Origin of the sequence: Bradyrhizobium sp. LMTR 3 (assembly GCF_001693485.1) — a bacterium.
In the GTDB taxonomy this organism is placed as follows: Bacteria; Pseudomonadota; Alphaproteobacteria; order Rhizobiales; family Xanthobacteraceae; genus Bradyrhizobium.
The window spans coordinates 133,580-146,001 of record NZ_MAXC01000012.1 but is presented as its reverse complement, the minus strand read 5'-3'; the positions used below and the strand labels follow the sequence as shown (position 1 = coordinate 146,001).

Below are 12,422 nucleotides of genomic sequence, written 5' to 3'. Positions count from 1 at the left end.
GAAGCCGCTACCTCCGGAAATCTACCCGGCCTTGCGCAAAGTAACCGTCTATTCGCTGATCGCTCACCGCCAGGCCGACCCAGGGCACCGTGATCTCCGGGTTGTTCAGGTTGACATACCTTCCCACCAGCCGCCTCGGACCTTCGCGCCGTGCCTCGATCAGTCCCCGGCGCGCGCCGGAATTCCAATCGAACAACAGGTACACGCGGTCTCCCACGGTTCTTGCTTCGCCCCGGCCTCGTTTCCATTTGTCGGGAGCGTCGCCCGGTATCGTTGGGTCTGCGGCACCCTTCCAGCGGCTCGACCACTCACCATCGATCGTGCCGCGCTGGTAGCTCGCATCTCCAGGGCTCCATGGCTTTGCATTCTCGTCGGTGGCGGATTCTTCCGGCATCGTGATGCGGGCGAACTGCATCACGTCGTCATCACCGGGATTTGGAACGTCCATGACGCCGAACGGATTTCGGGTCGTCAGTTCGCTTTCGGATTTCATTGGCCTTCTCCAACTGCAATCGCCTCGCCTTGGTTCAGCGGCACGGCTTGGTTCGTGAGCGTTCGGGATCGCAGGATGAAGGCGTCGCCGCCACCCGATTCCCGAAGGAACCGTGGTGACGATGCTGCCAGAGTCCATTTCAAACAGGGCCCGGCTGCAACGGCCAGGTAACCTCCTCACGCGGAGGGAGCGGCGCTGATTTCCAGATCGGCCACGACGCCAAAATGATCGCTGGGCCAGATGCCGTCGACCGCCAGGTCGAATGCGAGCGAGGCGGCCTGAATCTCGCAGCTCGCCTTCGGGTGGGCGTCCCAGGAGCCCACGAAGACGTAATCGACCCTGCGCCGATGACGCGGCTGACGGACGATCCTGCCGATCTCCGACCGTGCATTTGGATTGTCGACGCTCCAGGTATAACCCTGACCTTCGCCTGCGACTTCCCAGGCGTCGTGATACTTGACGCTTCGTCCGCCGAGCGACTGCAGTCCGGTAAGGTAGCGAATGCTGGCCGCGTCAGGCGTTGCGTTGAAGTCGCCGGCGATGATGGTGGGAAGCGGTTGCCGGTGACGCGCGTCGAGATCCGTCAGCGCAACGACCTGCCGTTCCCGGGCCGATTCCGCGGCGAGCCGCCACGAGGTCGCAGCGGCGATGAACAAAAGATCGCCTTCGCCGGGTAGCGGCACCGTTACTGCCAGCGAACACCAGGGGACATCGTTCGCATCCGACATGCGCAGATCGAGGACTTCCTCGACGCGATGCGGCCATCGCGTCGCGATGGCGCTTCCGCCAAAACGATCGGCATGGGGCGGGATGGTGCGCAGCACGTCAGCCTGATGCGTTCCATGCAGACCGGTGTCGTGGATCAACTCGTCGAGTTGCGAATGGTCCGGCGACTTGAGCACTTCCTGGAGTGACACGAGATCGGGAGCCAGCCGGCGCAGTTCCAGATTGATCAGATCGATGCGTTTCGGATCGCCTTGCCGATTCCAGACGTTGAGCGTGACGACGCGTAACCGCATCCTCGTAAGCCGGCTTCATGAACGCATCAGGACAACGTCCGCCGGAGCGGTTGGTTCAGCGCCGGTCGGCGGCCGTCAGCGCTGGCTCATGCAACGTCGGCTTGCGCGCTCTGCGTTTCCTCGGTGAGCAAAGTGTCCAGATCGACGAGCTGCGGATCGTCGTCCTGCGGTTCGCCGTTTCCTGCGCTGCCGTGAAGATGCATCAACGTCTGCACGCGGCGGGCATTGAGATGGTCTACGTGCTGATGCTGCAGCGCTACCGGCAGCAGCGCCTTGGGCAACCCGACCAACGCAAAGGCGGGAACTTTGCGCACCTTGCCGTCCTCGCGCCAACGCAGGGGATGGAGGGTGTACATCAATTGCCGTTCGGTCTCTGCCGATCGCGGCTCCTCCGACAGGGATGGCGCGGGGTTGGCGAGGTTGGCGTTGCCCGCGCGCGTGCGCACCGCGGCGGAACGCAGCTCCCAGCAGATCAAGTCCGCCGCCGCGCGGACTTCGCTACGCACCGCATCCACGCTGGCCGAGAACCGGGTGGCTTCGGGGATCGACAGCGAGCTTTTTGTAACGGCTTCGACGAGCGTTGTGGCGCCGGCTTCGAATCCGGGCGCAGCCCGCTCGATCGCCGCAGCCATCGCCTCGATCTCGTCAGCCAGCGCGTCGCGGTCTCGCTGGGTCTTGGCATCAGCGAGCGCGCGCTCGGCCGAGGCCACCTGATCGTCAAATTCCACCAATTCGGCGCGCAACGTCTTGGCGCGGTCTTCGACGGCGCGCATGCTGGCTTCGGCCCGATCGAGCCGGGAATTGTCGGCACCGGCTACCGCCAGCCGTTCGGCAGCGGCACGCTTTTCTGCAAGTTCCGATTCGGCGACGCTCAACCGATCGGCCAACTTCTGCCGCGCCGTCAGCTTGTCCTTCAGCGCAACCTCGAAGCGCTCGATCGGGCCGAGCTCGCGCCTGAAAAATGCCATTGCAATCACCTCGCGGATTGCTGCCGAATCACCGGCAGAGTTGTTGCGTGCGAGAGCTAGTCGGAAACTTGGATAACATTGCGGCCTGAGTCGGTACAGCCCAGCCGGCCAATGGATGATCGCCGACACGAGGCCGGCAATCACCTTCGACCGCGCTAAACCCGCGCGTCGGGATGCCAGCCGAGGATAGCGAGCATCACCAGGAAACCGGCGACGTAGGCCACCGCCACCGGCCAGCCATGGCTAACCCAGCGGCCGACGGACTTCGCCTCCGGATACATGTTCGACAAGGCGACGCCGGCCGATGAGCCGAACCAGATCATCGAACCGCCGAATCCGACGGCGTAAGCCAGGAAGCCCCAGTCATAGCCGCCTTGTTTCAGGGCGAGCGCGGTGAGGGGAATGTTGTCGAACACCGCGGAGACGAAGCCCAGTCCAAGCGCGGTCGGCCATGACGCCACCGGCAGCCGCTCGACCGGCATAAGGGAGGCCGCCGTGACGAGGGCGAGCAGGAAGATGGTTCCCTTGAAGGTTTCCGGCATCACCTTCCAATCCGGCGCGCGTAATCCTGACGTGAGCAGGATGGCCGCCCAGACCGCGATGCCCAGAACCGGAACCGTATCAAGCAGCGCGGGAAATTTCAGGTTTGCCGTGACATTTGCCACCAGCGCTGCGGCGAGGATGACCGCGACAATGAACACCCGGGTCGGATCGATCCTGAGCCCTCTCGGCGCGTCTTTCTGAATTGGCGAATAGCGGTGCTGCTGGATCGACGCCGGCACCGCAAAAATCAACATCGCGACGATGGCGGCGATGTAGGCTTCGACAACGGCGAGCGGACTGACGCCGGCGATCCACATCATAGTGGTGGTGGTGTCCCCGACGACGCTGCCGGCGCCGCCGGCATTGGAGGCCGCGACAATCGCGGCGAGATAGCCGATGTGAACCTTGCCCCGGAATACGTGCCGCGCGACGGTGCCGCCGATCAGCGCGGCGGCGATGTTGTCGAGGAAGCTCGAGAGCACGAACACAAGGACGAGCAGCACGACGCCGCCCTTCCAATCGTCCGGCAGCAATGCCGGCATCTCGTCCGGAATCCGGCTTTCTTCGAAATGTCGAGACAGCAACGCAAAGCCCATCAGCAGCAGGAACAGATTGCCGAGCGTAACCCACTCATGGACCATGTGGTGGCCGAGGCCATTGAGACCCGCACCGTATTTGAAGCCGGTGAAGATCAGCTTGTAGATCACGATGGCGGCCAGTCCCGTCAGCGCAACGCGCAGCGTGTGATGATGGAACAGCGCGACGCCGAGCAGCGTCAGCGCGAACAGCAGAAAATCGACGGGTATGCCAAATAGGAGAATTGGTTCGATCACAGCGGCCCCAAATGTGCGCAGGAGAAAGTCAGGGTTTACCGATAGCGCGGCGCAATGTGCATTATTTCAGCGTTTTCAGCCAGCCGGCGATTTCGCTGACGGCGACGTTGGCCTGCTGCAGCAGCTTGCCCATGGTGAAGAAGCCGTGGAATTGGCCCGGGAAATGCCGGTAGGTCATGGGCACGCCGGCTTCCTTGAGCCGCGCGGCATATTCGGCGCCCTCGTCGCGCAGCGGATCGGCGCCTGCAGTCAGCACATAGGCCGGCGGCAAGCCGGCGAGCGTTTTCGCGCGCGCGGGCGAGGCTTTCCAATGCTCGATGTCGGCTGCGCCGTTCAGATAATGGTTGCAGAACCATCTGACCACGGAATGCGTCAGCAGGATGCTGGTCTCGGGCTCGCTGTGCGAAGGATGCGTCATCGCAAAATCGGTGGCGGGATAAATCAGCACCTGGCCGGCGAGCTTCGGGCCGTCGCTGTCGCGTGCGGCGAGCGCCACGACGGCGGCGAGATTGCCGCCGGCGCTGTCGCCGCCGATCAGCAAGTGGGCGGCGTCGATGCCGAGCTGGCTGGCATTGGCGGCAACCCACTTCGTCGCCGTGATGGCGTCGTCGGCGGCGGCGGGAAATTTGTGCTCCGGCGCCAGCCGGTATTCGACCGAGATCACGATCAACTCGCCTTCATGGGCAAGCTTCTGGCAAACCACTTCATGGGTATCGAGATCGCCGATCACCCAGCCGCCGCCGTGAAAGAATACCAGGCACGGCGCAAGGCCGTTGCTCGTGCGCAGCGTCTTCGGCTTGTAGATGCGTGCCGGAATCGTGCCGTGCGGCGCGGGAATCGCGAGCGACTTGGTCGATTCGAGCGCGGGCGGTTCGGGATTACTGACGACGCGGGCGCTTCGATAATATTCGCGCGCTTCCGGCGCGGTCAGCGTCTCATAGGCGGGACGGCCCGCTTCCTGGAAAGCTTTGTAGACGGCGGCGGCATCGGGATCGAGCGTGACGGGCATGGTTGGGAATGACCTTTTTTGGTTAGCTGTCATTCCGGGGCGGTGCGCAGCACCGAACCCGGATCTCGAGATTCTCAGATGTGCAATTGCACATCATAGTTCGCATCTCCGATGCGCCCCGGAATGACGGTTCGTCAGGCGGCGGTGCGGCCGCCATCGACGGTATAGGCGGAGCCGGAAACGTAGCTCGCCTCATCCGAAGCCAGGAACGCAACGATGGAAGCGACTTCGGTAGCCTGACCGAGCCGCCGCGCCGGAATCCGGTCGACGATCTTTTCGGTCGGCGGCGGCTCATTGCCGGGATTGCGGCCCTGCAGGATCGTGCTCAGCATCCGGCTGTCGATCAGGCCTGGACAGACGCAGTTCACCCGCACGCCGGTGCCGGTGCATTCCCAGGCGGCGCTCTTGGTGAGACCGATCACGGCGTGCTTGCTGGCGCTGTAGACGGCGATCATCGGCGAGCCGATCAGGCCGGCGATGGAGGCGGTGTTGATGATGCTGCCCTTGTTCTGCTTCAGCATCACCGGCAGCACGTGCTTCATGCCGAGAAAGACGCCGACCACGTTGACGTCGAGCACGCGCCGAAAACTCTCCAGCGAATATTCCGGGATCGGCTTGATATCGCCCTCGACGCCGGCGTTGTTGTAGAAGACATCGATCGTGCCGAACCGGTCGACGCTGGCGCGGACGTATTCCGCGACTTCTTCCTCCCGGGTAACGTCGGCGGTGACAGCGAGCGCTTCGGCCGAGGCCGGCAGGTCCTTGATGGCGGCCGCAAGATCCTGCTCCTTGCGGTCGATGGCGACGATGCGGGCGCCGCGCTCGGCCAACAGGCGGATGGTCGCGGTTCCAATGACACCGGCCGCGCCGGTCACGACGGCAACCCGGCCATCGAGGCGAATTCGATCGGGCATAGCTTGAGGTTTCCTTTGGGTCGTCCGGTTATCCCGGATTTTGGTGGTTTTCGCGCGTGGCCGCGCGACGGGAGCGACTATTTCATCGGAAACGGGGCGTGGCTAGATCATGGGGCCGCTATCGGAGGACTGGTTTCCGCCTTTCCGGGCCATGATCGGGATCATGGGGCGAGGACCGGGACAGTTTCCGCCTTTCCGGGCCATGATCGAGATCATGGGGCGAGCTTCCGGGGACGGTTTCCGCATTTCCGGGCCATGATTCACTGCGGCCGGATGGGGGCAAACCGCCCTTTCCCCGCCGTATTCACCGTGTTAACCGGGAGGGACGCGAGCGGCGGACAAGTCTGTACTATGTCACGAGCCCGATTCGCCTGTTAAAGCCGCGCGAGATGCTTCGAACCATTGCCCTGACCGGTCTTGCGGCCCTGATTGCCGCCACCACGACCTCGCTTGCGCCGCCCGCGCAGGCGCAGATCGGCAATATCTTTTCCGATCCTCCGCTGCGGCCGCCGGGCGCGATTCCCCGCGGCAATCAACAGCAGCAACAATTCCCCGACGACGACGAGGAAGTGCCGGAGCTGCCGCGCGGCCGCCTGCTGCCGACCCCGAACCGTCCGCCGCCGGGGCAGGGTGCGCCGCCACCTGGAAGCTTCCAGTCGCAGCCGCTGGCGCCGCCGCCCGGCACCACCGCCCCTCCGCAGGGGACGCAGCCGGGCGTCGCGGTTCAGCCGCCGCAGCCCGGAGGTCCGGGCGTCGCCAACGCGCCACCGGGTCAGCGCCAGCCCCCGGCCAAGGGCGTGCCCAATTCGCCGGCGACCCTGCAGCCGGGCGACGAGGTCGTGTCCGAGCCGCCGGCCACCAAGATCACCAACAAGAAGGCGAGCTTCTCCGGTCTCGACAAGATCACCGGCCGCATCATCAATTTCGACGAGGACATCGGCGAGACCGTGCAGTTCGGCGCGCTGCGCGTGAAGACCAGCGCCTGTTACACGCGTCCATCGACGGAAGCTGCCAACACCGATGCGTTCGTCGAGGTCGACGAGATCACGCTGCAAGGCGAGGTGAAGCGGATATTCTCGGGCTGGATGTTCGCCGCGAGTCCCGGCCTGCACGGCGTCGAGCACCCGGTCTACGATATCTGGCTCACCGACTGCAAAGGCCCTGACCAGACCATCGTCAGCGCGCAGCCCGATCCGGCCAAGTCGGCCGCGCCGCCGCAGGCTGCGAAGCGTCCGCCGCCGCCGAAGCAGGCGGCGCCGCGCCCGCCAGGACCGCCGCAGCAGCCGCAATTCCAGCAGCAGCCGCAGCAGGCCCCACCGCCTCCGCCGCAGCAGCGGCCGGGCGGGTTGTTTGGCGGGTTGTTCGGGAATTAGAGGCGTCCATGCCCCGCGGGGCACTCAATACACTTAGTATCCGCCGTGCAGCTTCCACTTGCCGTCGGCCGTGCGCCTTAGGGTGGGGTCGCCCATCCGGATGTGCGTTGCGAGGAAATCGATGAAGGTGCGCACGCGCGTTGGCAGCGGCCCGGCGTGGCCGACGTAGATCGCATGGATGTCTTCGCGGTCCCCGGGATTGTAGTTCTGCAGCATCGGGACCAGGCGCCCGGCCTCGATGTCGGGACCGATGTGGAATAGAGCCAGGCGTGCGCAGCCAACGCCGCCGAGCGCGAGCCGGCGGACCGCTTCGCCGTCGCTGGCGCGCGCGGCCGGCGGCGGCAGCACCTCCTCGATCCGCTCGCCGCGACGGAATGGCCAGCCGCGAATGCTGCGCGGAAAAGTCCAGCCGATGCCGCGATGGCTGGCGAGTTCAGCCGGCGTCGTCGGCTCGCCGAAACGGGCAAGATAGGACGGCGCGGCTACCACCGCCATGCGGCTGGTCCCGAGCTTGCGCGCGACGAGGCGCGAAGCCCCCAGCGGCCCGACGCGGATAGCTACGTCGGCGCGCTCCTGCATCAGGTCGATGATTGTATCGGTGAAGACAATGTCGACCGTGATCTCCGGATGCTCGACGAGGAAGCGCGGCAACAGCGGCATCACGTGCTGCATGCCAAAGGGGATGTTGCTGTTCACCATCAGATGCCCGCGCGGCGCTGCACCGGAGCCGGCCTCGCGCTCGGCCTCCTCGATCTCGCCGAGGATGCGCAGCGAGCGCTGGTAGAAGGCTTGGCCTTCCTCAGTCAGTTGGAGTTTGCGCGTCGTCCGGTTGACGAGCCGCGTGCCGAGCCGGGCTTCCAGGCGGGATACCAGCTTGCTGACGCCGGATGGGGTCAGGCGAAAGCTCTTTGCCGCGGCGGTGAACCCGCCGAGGTCGACGACGCGAACGAAGACCTCCATCTCGGCGGAACGATTGGTGTCGAGTCGGGCCATGTTGATTTCATGTCACAAATGATTGGACTGCCGGCACTCTAATTCTTCTGCCGCTCTTCCGCTATTTGCGTTGCAGCAACCCTGTCCTGATCCGGAGCAACGCATGCCTGCCGCCGTCCTTGCGCTGACCGCCGGTGCCTTTGGCATCGGCACCACTGAATTCATCATCATGGGTCTTTTGCTGCAGGTCGCCGCCGACATGCAGGTCTCGGTGTCCGCGGCAGGTCTCCTGATCTCCGGCTATGCGCTCGGCGTGTTCGTGGGCGCGCCGATCCTGACGCTGGCGACGCGGCGGATGCCGCGCAAGGCGGTGCTGCTTGCTCTGATGGCGATCTTTACCTTCGGCAACGCCGCCTGCGCGCTGGCGCCGGATTACGGGCTGTTGATGGCTGCGCGGATCCTCACCTCTCTTGCCCATGGCACATTCTTTGGCGTCGGCTCGGTGGTGGCGACGAGCCTCGTCACCGAGGACAAGCGTGCCTCCGCGATTGCCACCATGTTCATCGGACTGACGGTGGCTACTCTGCTCGGCGTGCCCTTTGGTGCGTGGTTCGGCCTGATGCTGGGATGGCGCGCCGCCTTCTGGGCGGTAACCGCGATCGGGGTGGTCGCCTTCGCCGTACTGGTCGTTCTCGTTCCCGGCAACGTGGGCGGCAATGAGAAAGCCACTTCACTGCGCGAGGAACTGGCGGTGGTCGGCCGTCCGCAAGTCCTGCTCGGCCTCGCCATGACGGTGTTCGGTTTTGCGGGCCTGTTCGTGGTCTTTACCTATGTTCAGCCAATCCTGACTCGGCTGACCGGCTTCTCTGAAGCGGCGGTCTCGCCGATCCTTCTCGTGTTCGGCGTCGGCCTGTCGATCGGCAATGTTGCGGGTGGGCGGCTCGCCGACCGTGGTCTCGGACGCGCCCTGATCGGCACGCTTGCCGCGCTTGCGCTCGTCCTCGTCGCGCTTGCGGCGGTGCTGTCGATCAAAGGTCTCGCCGTGGCCTTCATCTTCCTGCTCGGCATCGCCGCCTTCGCCACCGTGGCGCCGCTGCAGCTTCGCGTGCTCGAAGCGGCCGGCGCGGAGGGGCGCACGCTTGCATCCAGCCTCAACATCGCGGCCTTCAATCTTGGCAATGCGCTCGGCGCCTGGGCCGGCGGGCTTACGATCGATCGCGGCCTGGGCCTTGCCGCGCTTCCGCTCGTCGCGGCGGCGATCACCGCGGCGGGACTCCTGCTGGCGCTATGGAGCATGCATCTGGACCGGCCGGTATCTTCCGCAGCGGCGTGCCCGGCGGAATGAAAGAAGGATCAAAAGGGAGCACAATGATGGAATATCGCAGCCTGGGCGCCTCGGGCCTGAAGGTCCCCGTTATCAGTTTCGGTACTGGCACGTTCGGCGGACAGGGGCCGCTATTTTCGGCCTGGGGCCGGAGCGGCGCCGAGGAGGCGAGGCGGCTAATCGACATCTGCCTCGAGGCCGGCGTCAACCTGTTCGACACCGCCGACGTCTATTCGAACGGCGCGTCGGAAGCGATTCTGGGCGCCGCGATCAAGGGCCGCCGCGACAGGGTGCTGGTCTCTACCAAGACGAGCTTGCCGACGGGTGACGGTCCATTCGACGCCGGCTCATCGCGACATCGCCTCGTGTCGGCGGTGGACGCCGCCTTGCGGCGGCTCGGGACCGACTACATTGACTTGCTGCAGCTCCACGCCTTCGATGCCTTCACGCCAATCGAGGAAGTGGTGTCGACGCTTGACGGGCTCGTCCGTGGCGGCAAGTTGCGCTATGTCGGCGCCTCCAACTTCTCTGGCTGGCAGTTGATGAAGTCGCTTGCCATTGCCGAGCGTCACGGCTGGACGCGCCATGTGGCGCACCAAGTCTATTATTCGCTTGTCGGCCGCGACTATGAGTGGGAGCTGATGCCGCTCGGCCTCGATCAGGGCGTCGGCGCGCTGGTCTGGAGCCCGCTGGGTTGGGGGCGTCTCACCGGCAGGATACGACGCGGCCAGCCGCTGCCGGCGGGCAGCCGCCTGCGCGAGACGGCGCAGTTCGGTCCAGCAGTCGACGAGGAACTGCTCTATCGCGTCGTCGATGTCCTGGATGCCGTCGCGACCGAGACCGGTCGCACTGTGCCGCAGGTCGCGATCGCATGGCTACTCACCCGCCCAAGCGTGTCGTCCGTGATCATCGGCGCGCGCGACGAAGCGCAACTGCGCGACAATCTCGGCGCCATCGGCTGGTCGCTGACCGCCGAGCAGGTCGCGCTCCTGGACAAAGCGAGCGCGGTGATGCCCTGCTATCCCTACTATCCCTATCGTGTCCAGGAAGGCTTTGCGCGATTGAACCCACCGCCGGTTTGAGCCGATCAACTGCGTTTGGTGATGATCGCGAGTGCGTCGGCGCCGCTGACGCTGGGCGACAATCGCATAAAATCCGCTGGCTCGCCCGTGATCGCCTTGTCGAGCAAGGCGCGATAGCGGCGCCTTGGAATTTCGACCGCGCCGAAGCTGCGCAGATGTTCGGTGACATACTGCGTGTCGAGCAGCTCGAACCCGCCTGCGATCATCCGCGCCACCAGATGCACCAACGCCACCTTGGAAGCGTCGCGGGCGCGGTGAAACATGCTCTCACCGAAGAAGGCCCGCCCCAGGCTGACACCGTAGAGGCCGCCTGTGAGGTCGCCGTCCTGCCAGACCTCGACGCTGTGGCAGTGTCCGAGCTCGTGCAGCCCGAGATAGAGATCGCGGATGCGCTTGTTGATCCAGGTGTCGTCGCGGCCCGGCTGCGGCGCCGCGCAGCCCGCGATGACCGCCTTGAAGGCGGTATCGACGGTGACGCGGAAAGTGTCCGAACGCACGGTGCGGGCAAGCCGCGAGGCGATGCGGAAGCCGTCGAGCGGAATGACGCCGCGCATTTCCGGCTCGACCCAGAACAGCGTCGGATCGCCGGCACTCTCGGCCATCGGGAAGATGCCGCAGGCATAGGCCCGCAGCAGCACTTCGGGCGTGATTTCGGAAGCAGCAGACTCGCGCGAGGTCATGTGCCGATGATAGCAGCACGCACGGGGCGTATGCTACGTTCCATGACAAATTGGTGCGCAGCATAGCCGCATCGAAACGGATGACGGCGGGGTATTCGCCCGGCCGAATTTCCAAGATGAGTGCGGCATGAGCGCAGTATTGATCGTCGTTCCGGTGTTCGCCTTGATTGCGGCGGGCTATGCGGCAGTCGCGCTGCGTTTCATCTCGCCGACGGCGCATAAGGGCATTGCCGAGTTCGCCTTCAGCATTGCCATTCCGGCGCTGCTGTTCCGGATCGTGGTCGTCGCGGAATTTCCTGCCGTCAGCGCCTTCTCGGTATGGGGCGCCTATTATGGCGCAACGGCGGTCACCTGGATCGCCGCGCTGCTGGCATCATCGCTTCTTCGGCAGTCCCGGGCGGATGGCGTGGTGCTTGCGATCGGCTCGATCTACGGCAACATCGTGATGCTCGGCATTCCCCTGACGTTGTCGGCGCTGGGAAGTCAGGCCGCCGGCTCGATGGCCTTGATCCTGTCGGTCAACACGCCGCTGCTCTGGCTTTGCGGCACGCTGCAGATGGCGTGGGCGGAACGAAAATCTTCCGAGACCGCGCCGCTGCTGGTGCTGCGGGCGGTGCGCGAAATCGCGCGCAATCCGATCATGCTCGCGCTCGGCTTCGGCTTTCTCTGGCGCCTCACCGGATTGGGGCTGAACCCCGTCGCGGACAAGACCCTGGAACTGCTGGCGCAGGCGGGCTCGCCCACGGCCCTGATCGCGCTCGGCATCAATCTCTTTGGTTTCAGAATCAAAGGCCAGGCGCTCGGCATGGCGGTGATGTGCGCGCTCAAGCTTTTGGCGATGCCGGCCGTTGCGGCGGTCCTCGCGTTCCACGTCCTGGCCTTGCCGCCGATTTCCGCGGCCGTGGTCGTGCTTTTCGCCGCGATGCCGACCGGCGCCAATGCCTACATCTTCTCGGCTCAGTACGGACGGCTCACCGAAGCCGTCTCGGGCGCCGTCGCGCTCGGCACGACGCTGGCGGCGGTGACGTTGCCCGTTGTCGTGCTATTCGTGACGGCCGCCCTGCGCTAGGGGCTATACGGCCTAACCATGCTGAAATTAGATTTGATTTGGACCACGAAGAAGGTGGGCTCCCTCTCCCGCTCGCGGGGGAGGGGTGGGGTGGGGGTGTCTCCACGGGCGACACTGCCTGAGTGGAGAGAGCCCCCACCCGGAGCTCCGCGCCGACCTCCCCCGCGAGCGGGAGAGGTGAA

12 protein-coding genes are annotated in these 12,422 nt (G+C 65.2%); 4 read left to right on the top strand and 8 right to left on the bottom strand.

Annotated elements, in window-relative coordinates; genetic code table 11:
- Nucleotides 1-7: 7 nt before the first annotated feature.
- The 6 genes from LMTR3_RS10110 to LMTR3_RS10085 all read right to left on the bottom strand — a co-directional run bounded on the left by LMTR3_RS10110 (nucleotide 8) and on the right by LMTR3_RS10085 (nucleotide 5,779).
- Entirely contained in the window at nucleotides 8-493 is a 486-nt protein-coding gene (locus LMTR3_RS10110) for a hypothetical protein (protein ID WP_065744921.1), read from the bottom strand.
- Between the two features lie 176 nt (nucleotides 494-669).
- Nucleotides 670-1,512 carry an endonuclease/exonuclease/phosphatase family protein gene (locus LMTR3_RS10105; RefSeq protein WP_065744920.1) on the bottom strand — a complete coding sequence of 281 codons (843 nt, stop codon included), beginning with the start codon at nucleotides 1,510-1,512 and terminating at the stop codon, nucleotides 670-672.
- A gap of 86 nt (nucleotides 1,513-1,598) precedes the next feature.
- Nucleotides 1,599-2,480, bottom strand: a complete 882-nt coding sequence (locus LMTR3_RS10100) for a hypothetical protein (protein WP_065744919.1) — start codon at nucleotides 2,478-2,480, stop codon at nucleotides 1,599-1,601.
- A 155-nt stretch (nucleotides 2,481-2,635) separates the two neighbouring features.
- A complete protein-coding gene (locus tag LMTR3_RS10095; RefSeq protein ID WP_065744918.1) occupies nucleotides 2,636-3,856 on the bottom strand; it encodes an SLC13 family permease in 1,221 nt (406 codons plus the stop codon).
- Between the two features lie 61 nt (nucleotides 3,857-3,917).
- Nucleotides 3,918-4,865 (bottom strand): LipP1 family hormone-sensitive lipase, encoded by a 948-nt coding sequence (gene lipP1, locus LMTR3_RS10090; RefSeq protein WP_065744917.1) that lies wholly within the window; start codon nucleotides 4,863-4,865, stop codon nucleotides 3,918-3,920.
- 134 nt (nucleotides 4,866-4,999) lie between these two features.
- On the bottom strand, nucleotides 5,000-5,779 hold the full coding sequence (locus LMTR3_RS10085) for an SDR family NAD(P)-dependent oxidoreductase (RefSeq protein WP_065744916.1): 780 nt from the start codon (nucleotides 5,777-5,779) through the stop codon (nucleotides 5,000-5,002).
- A gap of 389 nt (nucleotides 5,780-6,168) precedes the next feature.
- Here LMTR3_RS10085 and LMTR3_RS10080 point away from each other — a divergent pair, with 389 nt between their 5' ends.
- Nucleotides 6,169-7,152 (top strand): DUF2155 domain-containing protein, encoded by a 984-nt coding sequence (locus LMTR3_RS10080; RefSeq protein WP_065744915.1) that lies wholly within the window; start codon nucleotides 6,169-6,171, stop codon nucleotides 7,150-7,152.
- A 33-nt stretch (nucleotides 7,153-7,185) separates the two neighbouring features.
- Here LMTR3_RS10080 and LMTR3_RS10075 read toward each other — a convergent pair whose 3' ends face one another.
- On the bottom strand, nucleotides 7,186-8,145 hold the full coding sequence (locus tag LMTR3_RS10075) for a LysR family transcriptional regulator (protein WP_084029511.1): 960 nt from the start codon (nucleotides 8,143-8,145) through the stop codon (nucleotides 7,186-7,188).
- A 103-nt stretch (nucleotides 8,146-8,248) separates the two neighbouring features.
- On the opposite strand from LMTR3_RS10075, the gene LMTR3_RS10070 reads away from it, so the two are divergent.
- Both LMTR3_RS10070 and LMTR3_RS10065 read left to right on the top strand, forming a co-directional pair.
- Entirely contained in the window at nucleotides 8,249-9,430 is a 1,182-nt protein-coding gene (locus LMTR3_RS10070) for an MFS transporter (protein WP_065744913.1), read from the top strand.
- Between the two features lie 26 nt (nucleotides 9,431-9,456).
- On the top strand, nucleotides 9,457-10,491 hold the full coding sequence (locus LMTR3_RS10065) for an aldo/keto reductase (protein WP_065745573.1): 1,035 nt from the start codon (nucleotides 9,457-9,459) through the stop codon (nucleotides 10,489-10,491).
- Nucleotides 10,492-10,496: 5 nt separating this feature from the next.
- On the opposite strand, the gene aat is transcribed toward LMTR3_RS10065, so the two are convergent.
- Nucleotides 10,497-11,171, bottom strand: a complete 675-nt coding sequence (aat, locus tag LMTR3_RS10060) for a leucyl/phenylalanyl-tRNA--protein transferase (protein WP_065744912.1) — start codon at nucleotides 11,169-11,171, stop codon at nucleotides 10,497-10,499.
- Nucleotides 11,172-11,298: 127 nt separating this feature from the next.
- On the opposite strand from aat, the gene LMTR3_RS10055 reads away from it, so the two are divergent.
- Nucleotides 11,299-12,240 carry an AEC family transporter gene (locus LMTR3_RS10055; protein ID WP_065744911.1) on the top strand — a complete coding sequence of 314 codons (942 nt, stop codon included), beginning with the start codon at nucleotides 11,299-11,301 and terminating at the stop codon, nucleotides 12,238-12,240.
- Nucleotides 12,241-12,422 lie beyond the last annotated feature (182 nt).

Bases quoted from the DNA above. Each gene is read 5' to 3' on its own strand.
- LMTR3_RS10110 (WP_065744921.1), bottom strand. From the start codon at position 493: ATGAAATCCGAAAGCGAACTGACGACCCGAAATCCGTTCGGCGTCATG.
- LMTR3_RS10105 (WP_065744920.1), bottom strand. From the start codon at position 1,512: ATGCGGTTACGCGTCGTCACGCTCAACGTCTGGAATCGGCAAGGCGAT.
- LMTR3_RS10100 (WP_065744919.1), bottom strand. From the start codon at position 2,480: ATGGCATTTTTCAGGCGCGAGCTCGGCCCGATCGAGCGCTTCGAGGTT.
- lipP1 (WP_065744917.1), bottom strand. From the start codon at position 4,865: ATGCCCGTCACGCTCGATCCCGATGCCGCCGCCGTCTACAAAGCTTTC.
- LMTR3_RS10085 (WP_065744916.1), bottom strand. From the start codon at position 5,779: ATGCCCGATCGAATTCGCCTCGATGGCCGGGTTGCCGTCGTGACCGGC.
- LMTR3_RS10080 (WP_065744915.1), top strand. From the start codon at position 6,169: ATGCTTCGAACCATTGCCCTGACCGGTCTTGCGGCCCTGATTGCCGCC.
- LMTR3_RS10075 (WP_084029511.1), bottom strand. From the start codon at position 8,145: ATGGCCCGACTCGACACCAATCGTTCCGCCGAGATGGAGGTCTTCGTT.
- LMTR3_RS10070 (WP_065744913.1), top strand. From the start codon at position 8,249: ATGCCTGCCGCCGTCCTTGCGCTGACCGCCGGTGCCTTTGGCATCGGC.
- LMTR3_RS10065 (WP_065745573.1), top strand. From the start codon at position 9,457: ATGGAATATCGCAGCCTGGGCGCCTCGGGCCTGAAGGTCCCCGTTATC.
- aat (WP_065744912.1), bottom strand. From the start codon at position 11,171: ATGACCTCGCGCGAGTCTGCTGCTTCCGAAATCACGCCCGAAGTGCTG.
- LMTR3_RS10055 (WP_065744911.1), top strand. From the start codon at position 11,299: ATGAGCGCAGTATTGATCGTCGTTCCGGTGTTCGCCTTGATTGCGGCG.